The organism is Aeromonas sp. FDAARGOS 1402 (assembly GCF_019046925.1).
Taxonomy (GTDB): domain Bacteria; phylum Pseudomonadota; class Gammaproteobacteria; order Enterobacterales; family Aeromonadaceae; genus Aeromonas; species Aeromonas caviae.
Genome location: NZ_CP077201.1, coordinates 1513799 through 1537728, shown reverse-complemented (window position 1 = coordinate 1537728; position 23930 = coordinate 1513799). Strand labels below are relative to the sequence as shown.

17 protein-coding genes are annotated in these 23930 nt (G+C 56.5%); 14 read left to right on the top strand and 3 right to left on the bottom strand.

All coding sequences use genetic code 11. The annotated features are described in order from the left end of the window. Positions 1–2: 2 nt before the first annotated feature. The 4 genes from yidC (at position 3) to I6L32_RS07330 (ending at position 4602) form a co-directional block, all read left to right on the top strand. A complete protein-coding gene (yidC, locus tag I6L32_RS07345; protein WP_010672279.1) occupies positions 3–1649 on the top strand; it encodes a membrane protein insertase YidC in 1647 nt (548 codons plus the stop codon). Positions 1650–1758: 109 nt separating this feature from the next. After that, on the top strand, positions 1759–3120 hold the full coding sequence (gene mnmE, locus I6L32_RS07340) for a tRNA uridine-5-carboxymethylaminomethyl(34) synthesis GTPase MnmE (RefSeq protein ID WP_010672278.1): 1362 nt from the start codon (positions 1759–1761) through the stop codon (positions 3118–3120). A gap of 162 nt (positions 3121–3282) precedes the next feature. Further along, positions 3283–4422 carry a site-specific integrase gene (locus I6L32_RS07335; protein ID WP_125941656.1) on the top strand — a complete coding sequence of 380 codons (1140 nt, stop codon included), beginning with the start codon at positions 3283–3285 and terminating at the stop codon, positions 4420–4422. A 6-nt stretch (positions 4423–4428) separates the two neighbouring features. Beyond that, positions 4429–4602 (top strand): hypothetical protein, encoded by a 174-nt coding sequence (locus I6L32_RS07330; RefSeq protein WP_156991768.1) that lies wholly within the window; start codon positions 4429–4431, stop codon positions 4600–4602. Between the two features lie 114 nt (positions 4603–4716). Here the strand turns inward: I6L32_RS07330 and repC are convergent, their stop codons facing one another. The 3 genes from repC to I6L32_RS07315 are packed head-to-tail and all read right to left on the bottom strand — an operon-like array spanning position 4717 to position 6737. Next, positions 4717–5496 carry a replication protein C, IncQ-type gene (gene repC / locus I6L32_RS07325; protein ID WP_254203888.1) on the bottom strand — a complete coding sequence of 260 codons (780 nt, stop codon included), beginning with the start codon at positions 5494–5496 and terminating at the stop codon, positions 4717–4719. 46 nt (positions 5497–5542) lie between these two features. After that, positions 5543–6394 (bottom strand): helicase RepA family protein, encoded by an 852-nt coding sequence (locus I6L32_RS07320; protein WP_125941658.1) that lies wholly within the window; start codon positions 6392–6394, stop codon positions 5543–5545. Between the two features lie 7 nt (positions 6395–6401). Continuing rightward, on the bottom strand, positions 6402–6737 hold the full coding sequence (locus I6L32_RS07315; protein ID WP_125941659.1) for a helix-turn-helix domain-containing protein: 336 nt from the start codon (positions 6735–6737) through the stop codon (positions 6402–6404). Positions 6738–7146: 409 nt separating this feature from the next. Here I6L32_RS07315 and I6L32_RS07310 point away from each other — a divergent pair, with 409 nt between their 5' ends. The 10 genes from I6L32_RS07310 to brxL all read left to right on the top strand — a co-directional run bounded on the left by I6L32_RS07310 (position 7147) and on the right by brxL (position 23741). Continuing rightward, positions 7147–8001, top strand: a complete 855-nt coding sequence (locus tag I6L32_RS07310; RefSeq protein ID WP_125941660.1) for a WYL domain-containing protein — start codon at positions 7147–7149, stop codon at positions 7999–8001. Further along, positions 7998–8777 carry a hypothetical protein gene (locus tag I6L32_RS07305; RefSeq protein WP_125941661.1) on the top strand — a complete coding sequence of 260 codons (780 nt, stop codon included), beginning with the start codon at positions 7998–8000 and terminating at the stop codon, positions 8775–8777. Before I6L32_RS07310 ends, I6L32_RS07305 begins: the two co-directional genes overlap by 4 nt. Beyond that, positions 8770–9315 (top strand): BREX protein BrxB domain-containing protein, encoded by a 546-nt coding sequence (locus I6L32_RS07300; RefSeq protein WP_125941662.1) that lies wholly within the window; start codon positions 8770–8772, stop codon positions 9313–9315. Before I6L32_RS07305 ends, I6L32_RS07300 begins: the two co-directional genes overlap by 8 nt. 28 nt (positions 9316–9343) lie before the next feature. Next, the gene (gene brxC / locus I6L32_RS07295; protein WP_125941663.1) at positions 9344–12808 is read left to right on the top strand and encodes a BREX system P-loop protein BrxC; all 3465 of its coding nucleotides are present in this window, start codon (positions 9344–9346) and stop codon (positions 12806–12808) included. 23 nt (positions 12809–12831) lie between these two features. Further along, on the top strand, positions 12832–14886 hold the full coding sequence (locus I6L32_RS07290; protein ID WP_216944875.1) for an N-6 DNA methylase: 2055 nt from the start codon (positions 12832–12834) through the stop codon (positions 14884–14886). Positions 14887–14987: 101 nt separating this feature from the next. After that, entirely contained in the window at positions 14988–16019 is a 1032-nt protein-coding gene (locus tag I6L32_RS07285) for an IS630-like element ISAhy2 family transposase (RefSeq protein ID WP_216944874.1), read from the top strand. 441 nt (positions 16020–16460) lie between these two features. Continuing rightward, complete coding sequence (locus tag I6L32_RS07280) at positions 16461–17474, top strand: hypothetical protein (RefSeq protein ID WP_216944873.1); 1014 nt, start codon at positions 16461–16463, stop codon at positions 17472–17474. Between the two features lie 11 nt (positions 17475–17485). After that, positions 17486–19279: a DUF262 domain-containing protein gene (locus I6L32_RS07275; RefSeq protein WP_125941665.1), complete on the top strand. Its 1794-nt coding sequence runs from the start codon at positions 17486–17488 to the stop codon at positions 19277–19279. A 95-nt stretch (positions 19280–19374) separates the two neighbouring features. Further along, a complete protein-coding gene (gene pglZ / locus I6L32_RS07270; RefSeq protein WP_125941666.1) occupies positions 19375–21693 on the top strand; it encodes a BREX-1 system phosphatase PglZ type B in 2319 nt (772 codons plus the stop codon). Then, positions 21693–23741 (top strand): protease Lon-related BREX system protein BrxL, encoded by a 2049-nt coding sequence (gene brxL, locus I6L32_RS07265; RefSeq protein ID WP_125941667.1) that lies wholly within the window; start codon positions 21693–21695, stop codon positions 23739–23741. Before pglZ ends, brxL begins: the two co-directional genes overlap by 1 nt. Positions 23742–23930 lie beyond the last annotated feature (189 nt).

Sequence of the window (23930 nt, the reverse complement as noted above, 5' to 3'; positions counted from 1 at the left end):
CTATGGAATCACAACGCAATTTACTCCTGATCGGTTTGCTGTTCGTGAGCTTCTTGCTCTGGCAACAGTGGGAGTCCGACAAGGCTCCGAAGCCGGCCCCGACTACCGTGGCCCAAACCGAACATTTCGTACCTGAAGCCGGTCAGACCGGTGATATTCCTCAGGTTTCCGAGCAAGCAAATGGTAACGCCGCGCGCAAGCTGATCACCGTCTCCTCCGACGTGCTCAAATTGACCTTGGACACCCAGGGCGGTGACATCGTCTCTGCCGAGCTGCTGGCCCACAAGCTGGAAGAAGGCAAGGAACAGCCGTTCACCCTGCTGACCAGCCAGCCTGCCCACCTCTATGTGGCCCAGAGCGGTCTGGTCGGTCGCAATGGTCCGGACAGCCAGGCCCAGGGTCGTCCCACCTATGAAGCCGCCCAGACCAGCTATCAGCTGGCCGATGGTCAGGATCAAGTCGTCGTTCCGATGACCTGGACCGACAGCAAGGGTGTGGTCTTCACCAAGGAGTTCGTGCTCAAGCGCGGTGATTACGCCGTGGGCGTCGACTACAAGATCGACAACAAGTCTGCCGAGCCGGTCCAGGTACAGTTCTACGGTCAGCTGAAGCAGACCATGACCACGCCGAAGGATCAGGAAGGTCATGCCATGGTGGCCAGTGCCTACCGTGGTGGTGCCTTCTCCAGCGAAGACTCCCGCTACAAGAAGTACACCTTCGACGAGATGAAGGATGCCGACCTGAACAAGACCACCCAGGGTGGTTGGGTCGCCATGCTGCAGCACTACTTCGTCTCTGCCTGGGCCCCGAATGCCAACGACACCAACAGCTTCTACAGCCGCGTGATCCCGGGCAAGGACCAGGCCATCATCGGCTACAAGGCGCCGCTGGTTGACGTCGCTGCCGGCCAGCAGGCCGAAGTGAGCGGCAAGCTGTGGATCGGTCCCAAGCTGCAGGATCAGATGGCCAAGGTGGCAAACCACCTGGATCTGACCGTCGACTACGGCTGGCTCTGGTTCATCGCCCAACCGCTGCACTGGCTGCTGACCGTGTTCCACGGTTTCGTCCAGAACTGGGGTCTGGCCATCATCATGCTGACCCTGCTGGTGCGCGGCATCATGTTCCCGCTGACCAAGGCCCAGTACACCTCCATGGCCAAGATGCGCATGCTCCAGCCCAAGCTGGCTGCGCTCAAGGAACGCTTCGGTGACGATCGCCAGAAGATGTCCCAGGGCATGATGGAGCTGTACAAGAAGGAGAAGGTCAACCCGCTGGGCGGCTGCCTGCCCATCCTGGTACAGATGCCCATCTTCATCGCCCTCTACTGGGCACTGATGGAGTCTGTCGAGCTGCGCCACGCGCCGTTTGCCCTGTGGATCACCGACCTGTCGGTGAAGGACCCCTTCTTCGTGCTGCCAATCCTCATGGGTGCCTCCATGTGGTATCTGCAGAAGATGAGCCCGACCACCATCACGGACCCGATGCAGCAGAAGGTGATGCAGTTCATGCCGATCATCTTCACCTTCATGTTCCTCTGGTTCCCGGCAGGTCTGACTCTGTACTGGCTGGTGAGCAACGTCATCTCCATCATCCAGCAGACCATCATCTATCGTCAGCTGGAGAAGAAAGGCCTGCACTCACGCAACTGATGCGCAGCCCATCTTTCCTGATGACAAAAGAGGCGGCCTTCGGGCCGCCTTTTTTATTACAATGTCCCCCACCCTCTTACTCATTCAGCCAACCAGCGAGTCAAGCAAGATGACAACAGATACCATCGTGGCCCAGGCCACCGCCCCCGGCCGTGGCGGCGTCGGCATAGTCCGCGTCTCCGGCCCTGCCGCCGAGCGGGTCGCCGAGATAGTGCTCGGCAAGCTCCCCAGGGTGCGTTATGCCGAATATCTGCCGTTCAGGGACGAGCAGGGCCAGGCGCTGGATCAGGGCATCGCCCTGCTGTTCAAGGCCCCCAACAGCTTCACCGGCGAAGACGTGCTGGAGCTGCAGGGCCATGGCGGCCCCGTCATTCTCGACATGCTGATCCGCCGCATCCTGCAGATCGACGGCATCCGCCCCGCCCGCCCGGGCGAGTTCAGCGAGCGCGCCTTCCTCAACGACAAGCTGGATCTGGCCCAGGCCGAGGCCATCGCCGATCTCATCGAAGCCTCCAGCGAGCAGGCCGCCCGCAGCGCCATGCACTCCCTCCAGGGGCAGTTCTCCGGCAAGGTGCAACAGCTGGTGGAGAGCCTCACCCGGCTGCGCATCTATGTGGAAGCGGCCATCGACTTCCCGGATGAAGAGATCGACTTTCTCTCCGACGGCAAGGTGGCGGGTGACCTCTACGCCATCATGTCCGAGCTGGACGACGTGCGCGGCGAGGCCAAGCAGGGTGCCCTGCTGCGAGAGGGGATGAAGGTGGTGATCGCCGGTCGCCCCAACGCTGGCAAATCGAGCCTGCTCAACGCCCTCGCAGGCCGCGAGTCCGCCATCGTCACCGAGATCGCCGGTACCACCCGCGACGTGCTGCGCGAGCACATCCATCTGGATGGCATGCCGCTGCACATCATCGACACCGCGGGCCTGCGCGATACCCAGGACAAGGTGGAACAGATCGGCATCGAGCGCGCCTGGGCCGAGATCGAACAGGCCGACCGGGTGCTGTTCATGGTGGACGGCACCACCACGGATGCGGTCGATCCCCACGACATCTGGCCGGAATTCGTTGATCGGTTGCCAAAAAACATCGGCCTCACCGTGGTGCGCAACAAGGCGGACCTGACCGGCGAGGATCTGGCACCGAGCCAGGAGCAGGGCCACGCCGTCTATCGCATCTCCGCCAAGACCGAGCTGGGGCTGCCCGCACTGCGCGAGCACCTCAAGGCCTGCATGGGCTTCCAGGGCAACACCGAAGGGGGCTTCATGGCCCGCCGCCGCCACCTGGACGCACTGGAGCGTGCCGCCGAACGGCTGCTGGTAGCCAGGGAGCAGCTTGAGGTCTATGTGGCTGGCGAACTGGTAGCCGAGGAGCTGCGCCTGGCCCAGGAGTCCCTGTCCGAGATCACCGGCGAGTTCAGCTCCGACGATCTGCTGGGCCGCATCTTCTCCAGCTTCTGCATCGGGAAGTAATGTGGTGAAAAATCAGCAATAAAAAGCAGCCAGAAAGAACATAAGACATTGTAAATAATGGACTTTGTTTTTTACTGGCTGTTCTTGCCTGATCTTGTTTCGTGAGAATTTACCCCGAGAGTACCCCGAAGTAACCTCTTGGGGTACTTTTGGGGGACACTCATGAACATCAGCATCGAATACCGGGCACCGGACGCCGAAGGCAAGCGCGCTCTGCGCTTAACCTACTACGCCGGCTCCTACCTTGACCCCGCCACAGGCATCCGCAAGCACAAGCGCAGCAGAGAGACCCTGGATCTCTTCCTGTACGACAAGCCGCGTACCCCGGCACAGCGGCTTCACAACAAAGAAACACAGCGGGCAGCCGAAGCCATCCGCGCCAAGCGGCTCTTCGAATACGAGACCGGCAAACACCACCTGGATTTCTCGAACGCCCACAAGGCCAGATTCTTTGAGTACTTCCAGGAAGTGACCGACCAAAAGGCGGCAGGCAGCAAGAGCAACTATTCCATCTGGGTGTCTACCCTCAAGCATTTGCGCCAGTACCATAAACTGCCTGATTTGACTTTCGAGGAGGTCGATCAGCTGTTCCTGGAGGGTTTTCGGCACTACCTGATGCACAAGGCCCGCACCAAAAGCGGCACGCCACTGAGCCGCAACACCCAAAGTGCCTACTTCAACAAGTTGAGGGCAGCCCTGAACCAAGCAGAGCAGGAGCGGCTGCTGATGGATAATCCGGTACGACGCGTCAAAGTCATCCAGGGAGAGAAGAACAAGCGCGTTTACCTGACCGAAGACGAGGTACGAGCCCTGGCCCAGGCCGAATGCCGCTACGACGTTCTTAAGCGCGCCTTTCTGTTCTCCTGCTGCACTGGCTTGCGCTGGTCCGACATTCATAAGCTGACTTGGGCAGAGCTTGAGCCCTTCTACGGCCATTACCGAATCGTCTTCACCCAGAAGAAGACTAGCGGCCTGCAATACCTGGATTTGAATGACATGGCGATGCAGCTGATGGGGCGCCCAGGCAAGACATCTGAGCGAATCTTCAAGGGCCTCAAGTACTCGGCTTGGCACAACATGGAGCTCACCCGGTGGGCGTTGCAGGCCGGGATCACCAAGAAGGTCACCTTCCACAGCGCACGTCATTCCTTTGCCGTCATCCAGCTTAACCGCGGCGTCGATATCTATGCCCTCTCCCGCTTGCTGGGGCACAGTGAGCTGAGAACTACCGAGATCTATGCCGACATCCTTGAATCGCGGCGAAGAGATGCCATGCTGGATTTCCCCAACGTATTGGAGTGATAGAAGATGGGACGCACCCTCGACGAGATCCTGGCCAGTGAAAAGCCTGAAGTGGTCGCGGCCGCCAAACAGCAGGCTGCGCTGATACTTAACCAGTTAGAGCAAGAAGCGGATCCTGGCCAGGAAGAGCCAACAAAAGCGCCGGCGCCACCCAGCGCTGGTGTAGATGATCTTAGATAATCTAGATCGGATTTCAGGATCGCCCTGCAGCCCAAGTAGCACCTGGGTTTCGCTCAATTGGTTTGTGACCATTATCGTGAGCTTTGTGACCACTTTCGTGATGGTCTGTGACCATTATCGTGATAGTGCAGGCCGGCCGATGGTAAACCGCCCCTTGGCATGTTCGCAGATAGACCAGCCCAAAGCAGTCAGCTCATCCAATGCCTTACGAACTCGCGATTGCCGCTTGCGGCGGGTGGCCATGCTGGCTTCCTCAGGAAAGACATAAGCAACCAAGGTGTCTAACTGCACCACTCTACTCTGGCCAACATCGACCCAGGCACATAGCCGTTGATGTAACAATCTGGTGATGCTGCTATTCAGGCGCCGCACCTCTGTCATGTCGATACGAACATGGCGGCCAGTGCCCATAATGGCGGAGGTCAGCAAAGGATTAAGCGCCACAAAGAGCCCATCGGTCAGGGCGTCGCTGGCATAGTTCGCAAGCAGACGAAAACCGCTGCGCTGGCCAGCCACCTGGGCTATCACCGACACCTTCCACAACCGCTCGACACAGCGGCGCACTGTATTGGTGTCACGAGGGTTGGCGTAGCCTATCTCCTTGGCCAGTTTGCGCAGGCTGCTTTTGACCACCAAGACGCGTTGCTGATTGGCTGCCCAGCGAGGCTCTAGCAGGGTCCGCAAGGTGTTGCCCTCCCCGGTAGCGGCAATGGGTTCGATGATGGCGCTGTAGTCCTCGATACCAGCCAGGGCAACCAACCCTTGAAGTACGCGCAAATCGTCAGCCCCCAAGGGTTCTGGCCCGGAAAACTCAATCTGATTGCCCCCACCGAATCGATACACCACATCCAGCTTGTCTCGGCGGCGCTGGCCACGAGAGATGGCTCTGAACAATCCTGGCGCCAGACAGTGCATATGGTCGTGCCGGGCATGAGTTAGTTCAAAGCAAGGCACGCTTGCCTCCCGCTCGGCGTGCTACGTCCAACCTGGCAGGGCGCAGCACGCCACCTTCCCCCCGCACCAGCCAGCGCTCTGGTAACGGCGGAACATAGTTGCTTTTACTAACCCCAAACCGCACGTAGCGATGGCTCTGCTGTGCCGACAAGCTCAGCTGCTGCGCCTCCTTCCTGGTCATGGTGGCGAGGTAGCCCTGCCAACGCACATTGTCTACCAGCACAGACGAACCACGGCTGGCCTGCTGCTGATCGCCAACCTCCTGGAAGGCTGCCAGCTTGCTGGTGTGGTGCAAAAACAGCACGGCGCATCCCTGCCCCATGGCCAGCCGTTCCAACTGACCCAGCACCTGCGTCATGGCACTTGCCACGTTCTCGTCGGTATCATGAAAACGCCGCAGGGTGTCGATAACGATCAACCTCACGCCCTCAGCCCAAAGGGCAATCACCTCCAACCACTGGCTATCCAACAGGTTGGGGCTGGCTCCCTGAAGCGGAATCAACCGAAGGTCACGTTCAAGCGCCGCACGCTGACGTGCATCAAGGTTCTGACCCAAGGCAAATAACCGGTGATGTAACACCGGCAGAGGATCCTCAGCAGGCAGGTAGAGCACAGCTCCCTGTTCCAGCCTGCCAAGCTCAAGCCAGTCCGGCCCGCCGGCTATCTGCATCCCCAACTGCAGTGCCAGCATGGATTTACCGGCACCGCCTGGTGATACCAAGGCACCGACACAGCCCACCGGCAGCCCCGGTAGGACAAAGTCGATTGGCTTGGGAGGTTCGGTAAAGGCCGCCTGAAGATCCAGGGGCCAGTGAGATGCAATGAGATCCTGCGCCATACCCACCTCACAGCCGCCCATGGCGGGCTTGCCGCACGCGCTTGGCCACATGCTTAGTGAGCTCTGCGTCTGGGGAGATACGATGGGAAAGCAGCCAATCCAGCAGCTCATCGCGCTTAAAGTAGATCTTCTTACCCTGGGGCTTGTAGAACGGCAGGCGTTTTTCGCTAGTCAACCGGTACACATAACTTACTGACACCCCCAATAGCTCGGCACACTCCTCGGCAGAAAGCACCTCCTTCAGCGCCTGTCCTTGCTGGATCACCAGCCGTTTCAGCTCATAAAGCTCTTTCAAAATTGACCCATTTGGATCGCTATAAACAGACAGATTTTGCTCACGCATGCAGATGGTCTCCTCGTAGCAATCATCAGCATGCAAGAGCGTACCGGGGGCTTGGCGAAATCCTCGTCGCTGTAGTTGTCCAATTTGGGCACCAAGAGCGTTTTTTGCGAAGGGAAAACTTTCACATGTGCATATTTGGCAAGAGACAATAAACGTACAGATAGGTACATCTGTTTTTGCGCACTACAACACACACCCAAATATTCGCCTAACACTCCTACAATCGAAAACGTTGTGCATATACAGCTTCACCTCACACAGCAAATCAAAATGATTGCACCCCTATATTGGATGTCTTAAGGTACGCATCTGCCATTAAAACAACGGGATAACAGTGCCGACCTTTTCTTCTCAGCTCAGCAGCCATTCTCATTCCCAGCGAGAACGCCTAGCGTTTATAGATTTTTGCTTGCAGTACCATGGTTCGGTGGGCCGTGGCGAGCTGATGGGGCACTTCGGCACTGCCGTGGCTTCCTGCACCCGAGATTTCACCCTCTACCGAAATTTAGCCCCCGATAACCTGGAAATGCGTCACGAAGACAAGCGCTACCACCGCACTTCCAGCTTTCGGCCATTGTTTCAGCATGACAGCCGGACAGTACTGAACATACTGGCTCATGGGTTTGGTAACGGAGTAAGTAGGGATAAGCCCAGTACAGGCTTCTGTGAAGATGCATCGGATCTGAACACTCCCTCACAAGACATACTGGCACCGCTCAGCCGGGCGATCAGCCAGCAGCAAGCGGTAAAGATTAGGTATTTGTCGCTGAACTCGGGTAGCAGCGAGCGCACAGTGGTTCCCCACAGCCTAGCCAAGAACGGCAAGCGCTGGTATCTGCGTGCCTATGACCGCACGCATGAAGACTTTCGGGATTTCGCCTGCATGCGCATTGTTTGTGTAGAACAGAGCAAGCGGCCTACGGTAGATAGTCACGAACAACAACACGCCGACCGAGCCTGGAACTCCCAGTTAACACTGGAGCTGGTGCCGCATCCTGGTCTGCTCTACCCCGAAGCCATTGCTCACGATTATGGAATGGAAGAACAGCATGGCAACTACGCTCTGCAGCTGTCCACCAGGGCAGCCCAAGCCGGATACCTGCTCAGATACTGGAATGTCGATGCCTCCGCTAACCACCGTCTGTCGGCCACAGAACACCACCTATGGTTGCGCAATGTCTCGCAACTGATCCAACAGTACAACGACGTGTTATCCAGCTTTACTCTGGCACCCGGTTTTCACATGGAGCCCAAGCCGATATGACCTCACAAGCAATACAGGAAAAATTCGGCTTTAAGTATGGCCGCAACGGTGCCCATGCCTGCCGCACCATGATGCTGAATGAAATCGCCACCCTGTTTGAAGGCCGGCCACCCAGCACTACCCCAGCTCAGTACCAGGAAGATATCGAGCACTTCAATGTGCTACACAAACCCACCGAAAAAGCCCGCAAGCTCACCTGGCGCCACCTAGTGGACTTATATGGCATGAATCCCGAGCAGCCGTTGTTTCGCACATTCCGCCGCTTATGGGAATTTGATGAGCAAGCACAAACCGTCCTTGCATGCCAAATGAGCCTGGCGCGGGATCCTTTGTTACGTTTGTCCAAACCCAAAATACAGTCTCTGGAGCTGGGTCAACCCATCACTCGTGAGCAAATGGAGCAAGCACTGGCAGAACTGTGCCCGGATCGGTTTAGCCCCGCAACTCTCAAGTCTCTGGCACAGAATGTGAGCGGCACCTGGACCAAGGCCGGCTACCTCAAGGGCAGAGTCAAAAAACTACGCAGCGAACCAGTTATTCGGCCTGTAAACGTGGCCTTCGCCCTGTTTCTGGGCTACCTCCAAGGATCCACAGGTAATCGCTTGTTTACCACCGAGTGGGCACGGATGCTGGAGTGCCGTACCGAACGCCTGCTAGAGCAGGCCAGAATGGCCAGCCATGTAGGGCTTATTACCTTCAAACACTCCAGTGAGGTGGTGGAAGTGACTTTCCCAGACTATCTCACCAGGGAAGAGGAGACCTGGCTGCATGAGTAACCGACTGAACCGGCTGATCAAAAGCTTTTCCGGCTATATCAGCATCCCCTGGATAGCGGGGCTGGCTGATGAACAGCGCGTACTGTTTGCCGTCTATCACAAGGAAGACGAGTTGAAGCTACGCGCTCGCGTGGAAGAGTTTCGCCTGGCCTCAGAAAGCGCCGGCCATCGCTGGCTGGAGCTGGACGTCACCCGCTTGTTCCCCGATTGGATGGCCAGCCAGAAATACCGGGAAGAATACTTTGAAGAACCCGACAGTCTGGCCCCCAAATACAAAAAGTTTGCCCGTCAGGCCGTAGACATGCTGGCCGCAAAAATCGATGAACAGTCTGACGAAAACACTCTGGTGGCCCTTGTTGGCTGCAGCACATTGTTTGGTTTTGCCTCAGTATCCGACTTTGTAAAACAGCTCTCGGCTCATGTGCCGGGCAGGTTGCTGGTGCTGTTTCCGGGCGAATACACAGATAACACCTACCGGCTGCTGGATGCCCGGGACGGCTGGGGCTATAAGGCCACCGCCATTACCGCAGACAACTAACAATAAGAAATAAAGGAGCACGTACAGGATGCTTAACCGCGATATTTACCAGCTCGATCCAACCAAAAACCGGCTGGCCAACAACGGTGTGGCCGAGGTTAAGGATGACCAATCCGCTCAGGCCCTGAATACCCTGCGCTACGAACTCGAAACCTTCGTCTGCGATGGCGAGTATGAAGCCGGCATGGAGAAAATTCTCTCCACCTATCTGCGCAACTTGGCCGACGGCCACGAGCAGCCCGGCGTGTGGATTTCCGGCTTCTTCGGTTCGGGTAAATCTCACTTGGCCAAAATGCTGCGGGCGCTCTGGGTCAACCAGCCGTTCAACGGTGGAGTCTCGGCTCGGGACATTGCCGACCTAACCCAGGAAATTCAGGATCACCTGAAGGAGCTCAGCGTGACCGCTGCCCGCCATGGTGGCCTGCATGCCGCTTCTGGCACTTTGGGTGCCGGGGCCGACAACAACGTACGTCTGGCGCTACTAAATATCGTCTTCAAATCAGCTGGACTGCCCGAGCAATACCATCAGGCTCGCTTTGTGATGTGGCTGAAAAAAGAAGGCCTGCTTGAACAGGTAAAATCTCTGGTGGAAGCGGAAGACGACGACTGGCTCGACGAGCTGGACGACCTCTATATGTCCCGCAGCATCGCCGGCGCACTGCTGGAGGTGGACAACACCCTGGCCTCCGACATCAAGCAAATGCGGCAGTTGCTGAAAGAGCAATACCCTCATGTGCAAGATGTCACCAACAAACAAATGGTGGATGCCATTGCCGAAGCCCTGTCACAGGATGGCCAGTTCCCCGCCACCCTGATTGTGCTGGACGAGGTGCAGCAATATGTGGGCACCGATGCCGAAAAGGCGCACCAGGTGCAGGAAGTGGTGGAAACCTGCTGCAAACACTCGGCGTTTTCCAACAAGCTGCTGTTTGTCGCCACCGGACAAAGCGCCCTCTCCGGCATGCCCAACCTGCAGCGCCTGATGGGCCGTTTTCAGATCCCCATTCAGCTGTCCGACACCGACGTGGAGTCGGTGATCCGCAAGGTGATCCTGCAGAAAAAGGAATCCGCCAAGCCTGAGCTGGATCAGGTGCTGAAAAACCACCTGGGTGAAATTTCACGCCAGCTGCGCGGCACCAAAATTGAACATCACCGCGACGATGAACAGGTCATGCTGGCGGACTACCCCCTGCTGCCGGTACGCCGGCGCTTCTGGGAAAAGGTGCTGCGCATTGTGGATACCACCGGCACAGTGTCGCAGCTGCGCAACCAGCTCAAGGTGATCCACGAGGCCGCCCAGGCCACCGCCGATGAGCCCCTGGGCCATGTGGTGCCCGCCGACTTCATCTACAACCAGATTGCGGTAAACCTGCTGCAAACCGGGGTGATCTCCAAGGAAATTTCCGAAGTCATTGGCCGCTTCTCCGCCGGCAACGAACAGGATCAGCTCAAGGGCCGCATTCTGGCTCTGATCCTGCTTATCGGCAAACTGCCCACCGATCCCACCGCCGACTGCGGCGTGCGGGCCACCGCCGATATGCTCTCGGACCTGCTGATCGACAACCTGAGCAACGGCAAAGACGCCATTCGCACTCGAGTGCCCCAGCTGTTGCAGGCCCTGGCCGACGACGGCCTGGTGATGGCCATGAAAACCAGCGTGGGCACCGAATACCGGCTGCAAACCCAGGAAAGCGCCCAGTGGTACGACACCTTCCGCCAGGAAGAGGCCGACTTGCGCGGCAACATGCAGCGCATTGAAAACATTCGCGTCGATCTGCTGCACAAAACCGTGCGGCAGCAAATTGCCCAGGTGCGCCTGACCCAGGGCAAATGCAACGAGCCCCGCCAGGTGATCCTCTGCACCGAGGCCGAGCTGCCGGCAGACGCCGATAAAAAGATTTACGTCTGGCTGCAGGACGGCTGGAGCATGGACGAAAAGAGTTTTGTCAGTGAAGCCCGACGCCGTCCGCCCGCCGAGCCCACCATTTTTCTGTTTGTGCCGGCCCGCAACCGCTCCGAGCTGACCAACGCCATCATCGCCGAGCATGCGGCGGACGCCACCCTGCAAAAGCGCGGCATTCCCAACACCGACGCCGGCAAAGATGCCCGCACCGCCATGGAAACCCGCCACCGAGACGCCAAAAAACAGGTGGAGGCGCTGCTGCGCGAAATCTTCGACGGCGTGCTGGTGCTGCAGTCCGGCGGCAGCGAAGTGGACGGCAACACCATTACCGACAGAGTAGACACCGCCGCCCGGGCCTCGTTAATCCGCCTGTACCGTGAATTTGACGCCGCCGACCACACCGGCTGGGGCACAGTCTTTACCCGTGCCGGCAAGGACGGTGGCCAGAACGCCCTGGAAGCGGTCGAGTTCAAGGGCGATCCGGAGCAGCACCCGGTGTGTGCCCAGATAAAACGCTTTATCGGCGTGTCGAAAAAGGGCAAGGAAATTCGCGAGCAGTTTCAGCAGGCTCCTTACGGCTGGCCTCAGGATGCCATAGACGGCGCCCTCTTTACCCTGGTGGCCGCCGGCATTCTGATCACCGAAGACGCCAGCGGCAATGCCGTGCCGCTCAGCAAGCTGGAACGCAAGCACATTGCCCAGACCGGCTTCAAGCCCGAGAGCATTACCATACGCCCGGTGGATTTAATCAAAATTCGTGGCGTACTCACCGCCTGCGGCATTCCCTGCCAATCCGGGGAAGAAGGCAGCAAACTGGTAGAGCTGATTGAAAAAGGCCGCAGCCTGGCGACCAGAGCCGGGGGGGAAGCGCCCTTCCCCGAGCGCCCGAGCACCACCGTCTTTGATGAGCTGGCCCGTCAGTCCAACAATGCCCAGCTCAAGCTGGTGTTGGACCATCAGGACGACATTAAAACCGCCATCACCAACTGGGCCGGCACCGCCGAGCGCATCGCCGCCCGCCGGGAAGACTGGACCCTGCTGTGCGAGCTGCTCAGGCTGAGCAAAGGCTTGTCCTTTCATGAGCAGGTGCAACAGGAGGTGGACGCCATTCTGGCCCGTCGCTCCATACTGGACGAGCCCAACCCCACTCGCAGCCTGATCCAGCAACTGGTCACCAATCTGCGCAATGCCATCAACCACCATATTGATGCCTACTGCAGCCAGCATGCCCATTGCCTGGCCCAGCTGCAGGCCGACAGCCACTGGCAGCAGCTCAGCCCCGAGCAGCAAAACACCATGCTGAACAAACGCAACCTGCTCACCCTGCCCCAGCCCGGGCTGAACGACGCCGACGCCATTATCGACGCCCTGACCGAAGTCAGCCTGGAGCAATGGCGCGATCGCACCGACTCCCTGGCCAGCAAATTCGACAGCGCCCGGCTGGAAGCGGTGCAACTGCTGCAGCCCAAGCTGCAGCGCATCAGCCTGCCCCGCACCACCTTTGAAAACGAAGCCGAAGTGGATGAGTGGCTGGCACGAGTAAAACAGCAGATCCTCGACAAACTCAGTGACGGACCGGTGACCTTCTGATGAACACACAGATACATGCAACCATGAACAGCCGTATTCCTCTGGAAAAGACCCTGCGCCGGGCGCTGGAAACCACCGTTATCAAGGCCCGGGACGTGGCCGAACGGGCCGCGGCCCAGGCGCTGGAGCGCCTGTGTGTGGGCGATGCCAAGGCCGCCGACTACCTGACCGATGAACAAAAGCAGTTGCGTAACCGGCTGCGGGCTCATGGCCGCCAGCTGGGCGACATTAAACAGAACAATGGCCAGCAAAGCACCGGCAAGCTGGTGGCCGAGGTGGCCTATGAGCACTGGCACCGCATGCTGTTTGCCCGTTTTCTGGAGCAGAACCAGCTGCTGATGTACGACCAGCACACCGCCCTGACCCTGGCGGAGTGCAATGAGCTGGTGCAGGAGCCGGACATTGCCCGGGACGAGCAGGAAGCCCGCTGCACCAGCGGCTGGGAGCTGGCCGGGGTGCTGGCCTCCAAAATGCTGCCGCAGATCTTTCGCATCGACTCGCCGGTGTTTGAGCTGGAGCTGGCCCCCGAGCACCAGCGCACCCTGGAGCAACTGGTCACCGGCCTGGCCCTGGAGACCTTTCAGGCCCAGGACAGCCTGGGCTGGGTATACCAGTTCTGGCAGAGCAAGCGCAAAGAAGAGGTGAACAAGTCCGAGGTAAAAATCGGTGCCGACGAGCTGTCGCCGGTGACCCAGCTGTTTACCGAGCCCTATATGGTGAGCTTTTTGCTCGACAACAGCCTGGGGGCCTGGTGGGCCGGCCAGCGCCTGTCTGAAACGGACTGGAAGCAGGCCGAAAGCGAACAGGAACTGCGCGACCGAGCCGCCATTCCCGGCGTGCCCTTAAGCTACCTGCGTTTTGTAAAAGACGACGCTACCCAGCAATGGCAACCCGCCTCCGGCACCTTTGACGCCTGGCCCAAGCAGTTAAGTGAGCTGAAAGCCCTGGATCCCTGTTGTGGCTCCGGCCATTTTCTGGTGGCGGCCTTTTTAATGCTGGTGCCCATGCGCATGACCCTGGAAAGCTTGGGTGCGCAGGAGGCCATTGACCGGGTGCTCAGCGAAAACCTGCATGGCCTGGAGCTGGACCAACGCTGCGTGGAGCTGGCCGCCTTTGCGGTGGCGCTGGAAGCCTGGCGCTACCCCGGTGCCGGTGGCTATCGAACCCTGCCCGAGCTGCACCTGGCCTGCACCGGTCTTTCCGTTACCGCCGCCAAGGACGAATGGAAAACCCTCGCCCACCAGGCCGGCAAGCACAACCTGAGCAGCGCCCTGGACTGGCTGCAGCATACCTTTGCGGATGCCCCCGTGCTGGGCAGCCTGATCAACCCTCGCCGCAGCCAGGCCGATATGGCCTCCTGGAGCGACATTCAACAGTTGCTGAAGGATGCCCTACAGCAGGACAACACCGGCACCGATCGGGACAGCAATGAGCATAACAACCGGCAGGAAGCCGGCATCGTAGTCCAAGGGTTAATCAAGGCCGCCGAGCTGCTGGCCGGCCAGTATACCTGGGTGATCACCAATGTGCCCTATAAAAAAACTGGGGAAATGGTTGAGGAAGTAGATAATTTTTTAACCAAAAACTATCCACATGCTAGAAGATCGTTAGAGACTTCCTTTCTGTCAAGATGCATGGAATTTCTATCACCTTGTGGGGTTAGCTCTCTAGTGCTTCCTCAAAACTGGCTCTTCCTTAATGGTTACAAAGATTTTAGGAAGGTTCTTTTAGATACATACAGCTGGAAGTCGGTCGCAAGACTTGGTGCCGGAGCCTTTGAAACAATATCAGGAGAGCATGTAAAAGCTATCTTGCTTACTCTTGATAACCAACCACCATCAGTTATGAATGGCACCGGGAAGGACAATACATTCTTTATTGATGCTGCAAGTGAAAGAAAACCAAATGAAAAATCACACTATTTAAGAGCACAAAGGGTGACTCTATTACCACAATATCAGCAACTTAAAAACCCTGACTTCAGAATAACATTGGGAAATGAAAATGAAGGTACAATAATATTAGCTGATTACGCAAACGGCATTCATGGCACCAATACCAAAGATGCGCCTAAATAGCTGTTCCGAATAGTAGATCACCGGAGGAAGGGAACTCAGTCCAGTTTGTGCGATCTGATTAGTCGCTAAACAAAACAAGCCACACCCAAAGGACTGAGTTGATGCCTATCCTACCACCTCTGCCACGACCACAACGGCGCCGCATTCACAAAATCATCCATGCCACCCGTGATAAAGGACATGCTCGTCGCTTGATGGCCATCTTGCTGTTACATGAAGGACGCACGATCACCGATGTTCATCACCTTACCGGCGCTGCGCGCTCGACCATCGGTCGTTGGCTTCGGTGGTATCGAGATGAAGGCATAGATGCGCTAGAAGCCTTACCGGCTGGCCGTGCCCCAGTCTTACCTATCGCCAAGATTGTCACCTTACTGGTGCTGCTCATGCAGTTTTCTCCGCAAGATTTTGGTTATCAGCGCAGCCGTTGGTGTACCGAACTATTGGCTATAAAAATCAATCGGTTAACAGGGCTCAATGTGGCAGCCTCCACGCTCCGCCGATGGTTACCTCGTATGGGCATTGTCTGGCGCAGGCCCGTGCCGACCTTGCGGATAAAAGACCCAGCCTATCAGGAAAAAATGGCGAATATCGACGCCGCGCTGGCCCGCTGTGATGCCGATAATCCGGTGTTTTATGAGGATGAAGTCGATATAGACCTCAATCCCAAATTAGGAGCCGACTGGATGTTCAGAGCGCAGCAAAAGCGGGTTGTCACACCGGGGCAGAATGCCAAGCATTATCTGGCAGGCGTTCTCCACGCAGGCAACGGAAGGGTACTTTACGTCAGCGGGATCAAGAAAAACTCATCGCTGTTTATTGCCATGCTGGAAAAGCTGCGCCACCACTACCGACGAGCCAAAACCATCACGTTGATCCTCGATAACTACATCATTCACAAAAGCAAACAGACCGAGCGATGGTTGAAGAAGAATCCCAAGTTCTGCCTGGTGTTCCAGCCAGTTTACAGCCCTTGGGTTAATCACATAGAACGGCTATGGCACAAGTTACATGAAACCATCACGCGCAATCATCAATGCATAGGGATGGCAAACCTGCTGGCCCGAGTGAAACACTTCATGGATGCCGTGTCTCCTTTCCCGGGGAATGGCTATGGCACAGCGAAGGTGTAGCACTATTGGGATCAGTTATTTAGGTTCATTAGGTGTTTTTGGGAGATTGAGCTTACCAACCCTGATTGGGTGCCTGGTCAGACCACTGTAGAAAAGGTTCGTGACTTTGGTGGACTTTCTACAGCATACCACTGGGAGCAAGAGAAAGGCGAACTGAAGAAGCTATCAGAAATAGGAAAAGCGATACTTGCAGGAGGACTTGCTTGGGGGAAAAAAGGTATAAGTGTTAGGCAAGTAGGCCACCTCCCATGTTCCCAATATTTAGGTTCAAAATTTGATCAAAATTGCGCAGCAATTATTCCATCAGATGAAAACCTCTTGAGTGCTGTTTGGTGTTTTTGCTCATCAGAAAGTTTTAAAAATCATGTTAGACACATAGACCAAAGCCTTAAGGTAACTAACTCGACTCTAGTAAAAGTTCCTTTTGACCATAAATATTGGGTGAATGTAGCGGAAGAAAAATACCCCAATGGCCTGCCCCAACCCTATAGCAATGATCCCACCCAGTGGATCTTCCATGGCCATCCCTGTGGCTCGGTAGTGTGGGACGAGCAGAAAAAATGGACCGTCCAGGGCGAACTGCGGGTGGATGACACCGTATTGCAGGTGGCGGTGGCCCGCTTGCTGGGCTATCGCTGGCCGGCGGAGCTGGATGAAGACATGGAGCTAGCCCAGGAGATGCTGCACTGGCTGGGGGAAAGCGACAAGCTGCTGACCCATGCCGACGACGACGGCATCGTCTGCCTGCCCGCCGTGCGCGGCGAAAAGGCCGCCGATATTCGGCTGGAAGCCCTGCTGCAGGATGCCTACGGACAAGCCTGGACCACCCCGCTCAAGCAACGCCTGCTGGACACAGTAGGCAGCAAGTCACTGAGCCTCTGGCTGCGCGACAAGTTCTTTGAGCAGCACTGCAAGCTGTTCCAAAACCGCCCCTTTATCTGGCATGTATGGGACGGCCTTAAAGACGGCTTCAGCGCCCTGGTCAATTACCACAAGCTGGACAAAGCCGGCCTGGAGCGCTTGATATATACCTACCTGGGCGACTGGATCCGCAGCCAGCAAAGCGCCATGGCCAACGGCGAAGACGGTGCCGATGTGCGCCTGGCCGCCGCCGAAAGCCTTAAAAAAGCACTGGAAGCCATTCTCGAAGGCGAAGCCCCTTACGATATTTTCGTGCGCTGGAAGCCGCTTTCCGAGCAGCCCATCGGCTGGAACCCGGATCTTAACGACGGCGTGCGACTCAATATTCGACCCTTTATGACCGCCAGAGACATGAGCAAAAAAGGCGCCGGAATACTACGCGCCAAACCCAATATCAAATGGACCAAGGACCGCGGCAGCGACGTGCCCTCCGCCCCCTGGTATCACCTGGGCCTGGAATACGGTGGCAAGGAAGGCGATCGCATCAATGACCACCACCTACACCTGGCAAAGAAGCTGGCGGCGCGAAATTAGGAAGGGAATGCATGATCGAGTCTGTTAATAAATATCCTTTATCCAGCCTGCTGGATATTGAAGCCCAGGCCATCTATGTCATTCCCCGTTATCAACGTGAGTACACATGGGGACGCTGGCAATGGGACGCCTTATTTGATGACTTGCTGGAAAATGATAATGACTACTTTCTTGGTTCGATCATCTGCATTAACCAGGAAAAAGATTCCCTAGCAACACGCAAGTTAGAGCTTGTAGATGGGCAACAGCGCATGACGACATTATCGCTGCTGTTAGCTGCAATCTATCAAAGCTTGAGAGTGTTCCCTGATTTAACGGACGATTATCGGTTCGAACTGTATAACCTTAAGCACAAGCTGGTGCTCAAGAAGCAGCTCGAACAACCACGCCTAGTTCCACAGGTACAAAACAATAATCAGCAGGATTTCTATCTGGTTCTTGGCGAGGCAGGTCTCCTTCAGGATGTGGAACCTGTGGCTTACGCCGGAACACGCCGGGTAATGAAAGCCTACCGGCATTTTTTAAGTCGTATCGAACAGCTGCAGGAAGGCAGCCATAACAAGGCTACCAGCCTCTTGGCATTAATTGAAAAGGTTAACTCAGCGACGTTGGTCAAAATCGATGTAAATAGCCACTCCGACGCTTACACATTGTTTGAGTCCCTGAACAACCGAGGGGTACCACTGACTGCAATCGACCTTATCAAAAACAAGCTGCTGGCAACGCTGGAGTCGAAAGACAAAGGCGGCATCGACAAGCATTACAACCGCTGGAAGAAGGTGATGGACGCCTTGGGCGATGACTATGGCATTCAAGAGCGTTTCTTCCGCCAGTATTACAATGCGTTCAAGCCTGAGTTAAAGGGCGTTGTGTCGGTGCCGGTGGCAACCAAATCGAACCTGATGCTGGTGTACGAAAAGCTGATCAGCCACGATGCCGAAGCCTTTTTGCAGGCTATGATCCGCCTGTCTGCATACTATGCGCAAATAGTTGGTTACCGAGCCGTGCCGGAGCAACCCAAGCTATCAAATTTGCTACTGTCTTTAGACCGGATCCAGGGTGCCGCAGCCTATCTGCTATTACTGGTCTTGTTTGAGCGAAAAGATGCACTGCAGTTAGAGAATGAACATTTGGAACAGACAGTAGACTTCCTGATCGCCTTTTTTGTTCGTCGTAACAGCACTGACCAGCCTCCAACCCGCGATCTGACTCGCATCTTTATGGACATCGCCGAGGGGATTCTCCCCCTACGGGGCAACGTGGTAGTCAGTCATATCAGACAATGTCTCAGAGCCAACAGCGCCAGTGATGAGCAGTTCGAGAACAGCCTCAAGGGCCCGATTTACGAAGACAACAAAGCGGTATGCCGCTTTGTGCTGTGCGCACTTGAAGAGGCCCGCATGACCCGGGAAACCCAGGTAGACTTGTGGGCAGTGAAGGGCAAGCAGTATGTTTGGACCATCGAACATATCTTCCCCCAGGGCGAAAAGATCCCTCAAAGCTGGGTAGATATGATGGCAGATGGTGATGCCGATAAGGCTGAAGAACATCGCCAGACTTACGTTCATTGCCTCGGTAACCTGACCATTTCCGGTTACAACAGTTCGCTGGGCAACAAGAGCTTTGCTGAAAAACAAAACCGTACCGACAGCCAAGGCCGCAAGGTTGGGTATAACAACGGCCTTTATCTGAATCACTCACTAGCTGCGGAAGAGAGCTGGACAATTGATAAGCTACGGGCCAGAACAAACCAGCTGGTAAAGAAAGTGCTGGAGCAGTTCCCTCTATCCGTAAGAGAACAATAGAACTCCAAAGTAATGCAGAACAGCCCTGCATTGGAGAGAAAAGATGATTAAAGAACTAAGATTGTGTGGTTTGAAGCGTACCGCCAGGGACTGCTATGAAACTGATTGATTTGCTGGCCGACGAAGTGCGGGCCAGTGCTGCCTATAACTCTAATATTCAGGTCGCGCCCAGCGTGATCCTCTGGACCGACAAACAACGCCAGTGGGAGAGTGCCCTGCCGCTGCTGCAGTCCGCTATGCCCGAGCTGGTGGTGCTGGGCGACTATGCCCCCGACAAGAAACAGGGTCCGGCCATCTGGATTAAGTGTGTGATTGAACGGGTGCTACCCGAGTTTGAGCTACCCGAAGATCGCACTCCCATCATTTATCTGCCGGGCCTTGAGCGACGGGACTTGCGGGCCATTGCCGAATGTCCCAAAGCCCTGATGCCCCTGGCCGAGCTGCAATACCGTGGTTGCTGGTGGGCCTATAACAGTGCGGGCCGCGACTGGACTGTAACGGCTTTTCTATCTTCCGCCAATGGCGGTGCCGGCTTGGATGTGGCCAGAGACGAAAATACGCTTCAGGCCATGTTGCGGGTACTGCCGGAAGTGCTGGAAAGCGAACGGGAAGATCTGGCCAACCGCCGGTTGGAGGCTGCCGATTTCAACAAGCTGATCTCCAGCGATCCGGTGCGCGATCTACTGAGCTGGATGAACGACAGCCAGGCCATGCAGGCTCGCTGGGACAGGACACGCTGGCAGGCGCTGCTTGGCATTTGTGAAACCGAATATCACTTCAGCCCCGAGCGCGATGGAGCCCTTACTGCCGCCGAGCTGCTGTGCCAACGTCAGGGAGTCTGGGAAAGCGTGTGGCAACGCTTTGTGGAAAGCAGCCATTACTACAGAAACCTGCCTCAGTTGCTGCTGAAGGTGGAGCCTGATTTGGCCGCAGATGGCTCAAGCTACCCGGTGATTAACCAGGCCGAAGAAAGCGCCCTGGAGCATGAACTGAGCCAGCTTCTTCCCCTTGGTTCGGCAGAGGTACGCAAGCAAATTCTCGCGCTGGAAAAGCTACATCAGGTTCGCCGACAGTGGATCTGGCACACGCTTGGATTATCTCCGCTGGTAGGCGCGCTGGAGCACCTGACCCATATCGCCCGGCTTACCGGTACCGCTTTTTCCGGTATTTCCATGGAAGAAATGGGACTGCAATACCGCGATCGCTACTGGGAAGCCGACGATCACTTGTTGCGAGCACTGGCCTATCCACTGAGTCCCCGTCAACAGGAGCTGATCCAGGGCCTGCTGGCACAGATGTATACCCCCTGGCTCGACGAAACCACCCGCACTTTTCAGGAGCTGGTGCGGCAGAAAGGCTATGCGGGCACCCAATTGGCCAAAGAAGCCACGGCGGAATATCAGCCCACCGGTGAGCTGGTGTTCTTTGTGGATGGCCTGCGCTTTGATATTGCCCGGCGACTGCTCCAACGCCTTGAGCACCTCGGTGATGTGCGGCTGGGCCATGACTGGGCCGCCCTCCCCTCGGTCACTGCCACGGCAAAGGCCGCCGTTACCCCGGTGAATGACCGCATTACCGGACGGGCCGACGATAAGGATTTTCAGCCCAGCCTGATGGAAAATGATACCCCCTTCTCCTCTCACTACCTGAAGAAATTCCTGGCCGAAAAAGGCTGGGGGTATCTGTCCGAAGGCGAAACCGGAGATCCAAGTACCAATGCCTGGGTGCAAAGCGGCGACATCGACAAGGAAGGTCATGTAAGAGGCCTTAAACTGGCCGCTCGTATCGATGCCCTGCTGGATGAAATTGTGGAGCGGATTGAAGAGCTACTGGCTGCCGGTTGGCGCAAAATTCGCATTGTCACCGACCATGGCTGGATACTAACACCAGAGCCCATGGCCAAGGTTGACCTGCCCAAACACCTGACTGAAACCCGCTGGAGCCGGTGCGCTCTGCTGAAACAGTCAGTGGCCAGCGGCTTTTTGCAGGTAGGCTGGTACTGGAACCCGCTGGTGAGTGTGGCCATGGCTCCCGGAGCCAGAAGCTTTGTTGCCGGCCGGCACTATGACCATGGCGGCCTGAGTTTACAGGAATGCTTGACCCCCGTGATTGAACTGGAAAGTCAGCAGCCGGTAACAACTACCAGTACTGTAACAGCGTCCATTACCGACATTCGTTGGCTGGGGCTGGTATGCAAGGTGAAGGCGGAAACCAATGCCGACACAGTGGTGGCCGTACTTCGCACCCTGCCGGCAGATCCAGATTCCGAGATTTGCACACGCAAACCACTCAAGGACGGTAAGTGCAGCCTGATGGTGGATGACCAGTATGAGCAAACCTCGGCAGTATTGGTGCTGCTGGACGCTCAAGGCAACCTTTTAGCAAAGAAACCAACATTGGCGGGAGATGAATAGTGGAACTGGACCAACTGGACCGAAAAGCCGCCGAGGCCTTTGAAGGCTACCTTGTTCGCAAGGATCTGGTGAGAACCTTCGCCCGCCAGTTTCCGGTCCCCACCTATGTGGTGGAGTTTATGCTGGGCCGCTATTGTGCCAGCACAGACCCGGTCGAGATTGAAGAAGGTCTTGAAATCGTGCAGCGGCAGTTGTCCTCACGCACGGTGCGCGCCGGTGAAGAGGAACTGTTCAAGGCGAAGGCCTATAAGGCCGGCACAGTAAAGCTTATCGACATCGTCAGCGTGCGCTTTGTTGAAAAGGAAGGAGGCTATGTTGCCTCCTTGCCCAGCCTGAACCTCAGCCGGGTGCGTATTGCTGACAAGATCGTCGATGACAATGAGCGTCTACTGACCGGCGGTTTTTATGCCGAAGTGACGCTGGAGTACGACCCCATCATCGCCGAGGAGAAAGGCAATGCCTTTGGTATTGCCGAGTTGCGCCCCATACAGATGTCCAAGCGCAACGTGCTGGAGGTGATGGCCGAAGCACGCCGTCATTTTGACAGCCGGGAGTGGCGCAACTTTCTTATCCGCTCCATTGGCCTTGAATCTGAAGCCCTGTCGGACAGGGCCAAGGACGCTGTTCTGCTGCGAATGGTGCCCTTTGTGGAGCGCAACTATAACCTGGTGGAGCTGGGCCCGCGCGGCACCGGTAAAAGCCACCTGTTCCAGCAGGTATCCCCCTATGCCCACCTGATTTCCGGGGGTAAAGCCACCATTGCCAAAATGTTCGTGAACAACGCCAGTGGCCAGCGTGGTTTGGTCTGTCAGTACGATGTGGTCTGCTTCGATGAGGTGAGCGGCATTTCCTTCGACACCAAAGAAGGAATCAACATCATGAAGGGCTATATGGAGTCCGGCGAATTCAGCCGTGGCAAAGAGAGCATCCGCGCCGATGGCTCCATGGTGTTTGTGGGCAACTTTGACGTGGATGTGGAGCACCAGCAGCGGGTTGGCCACCTGTTTGGCCCCCTGCCTGCGGAAATGCGTGACGACACTGCTTGGATGGACCGCATTCATTGCTATCTGCCCGGCTGGGATGTGCCCAAAATGAGTAAGGAGCTAACCACAGACCATTTTGGCCTGGTCAGCGACTTTTTCTCCGAGTGCATGAGCCGGCTGCGCTTTCAAAGCCGGGTATCCGCCATGCAAAACCGGGTACATCTAGGTGGCGCCCTCAGTGGCCGTGATACCAATGCAGTGAACAAGACCGTTTCCGGCCTGCTGAAGCTGCTGTATCCCGATCCGGATATGCCAGTGTCCGATGCAGATCTGGAATGGGCCACCCGTCTGGGCCTGGAAGTGCGTCGCCGGGTCAAGGAGCAGCAAAAGCGGGTAGGTGCAGCCGAGTTCCGCAATACACATTTCAGCTATTTCTGCCGTGACGATGGCATTGAAAAGTTTGTGGCAACCCCGGAATTGCGGGCCGACAACGAAATTGGTGATGACCCGTTGGAGCCGGGCCAGATCTGGACCATCAGCGAAGGCGGATCGGATATTGACGACAACGCCGGACTTTATCGGATTGAAGTGAACGAAGGGCCAGGCTCAGGGGTGAAAATTCTGAATAACCCCGCTCCCGCCGCCTTCAAAGAGTCGCTCCGCTATGCGGAGCAGAATCTTTACTCCCGTGCACAACAGCTGGTGGGAGACCGGGAGCCCCGCTCTCACGAATACAGTGTGCAGCTACGGGCGTTCGATACCTCCAAGAAAGGCTCCAAGCTGGGTGTAGCTGCTCTGATCGCCATGTGTAGCAGCCTGCTGAAAAAATCGGTGAAAGGTGGTCTGGTTGTGGTTGGTGAAATCAACCTAGGGGGTTCAATAGAACCCATCAATAGCGCGGTTAATATCGCCGAGCTGGCCGTAGAAAAGGGGGCCACTACCTTGCTGATGCCCGTTACCGCTCGTCGGCAGCTCTACGACTTGTCTGATGACATGGCGACCAAGGTGGATATCCAGTTCTACCTAGACTCCCGAGATGCGCTGCTGAAAGCGATTGTGGAGTAACCCGCTCGAGCGGCACATAGAAGGTGCGATCAATCGGGTCGCACCTTCGTCATAAATGGATGATCAGGTTTTGAACTTTGATATTAATCATCGACCAGGTCAGATAATAACTACAACTATCTGACCTCCATTTCACCTCGTGATACTGGCTCAATATTCCAGATAGATAGAATAATTGGCCCTACTTTC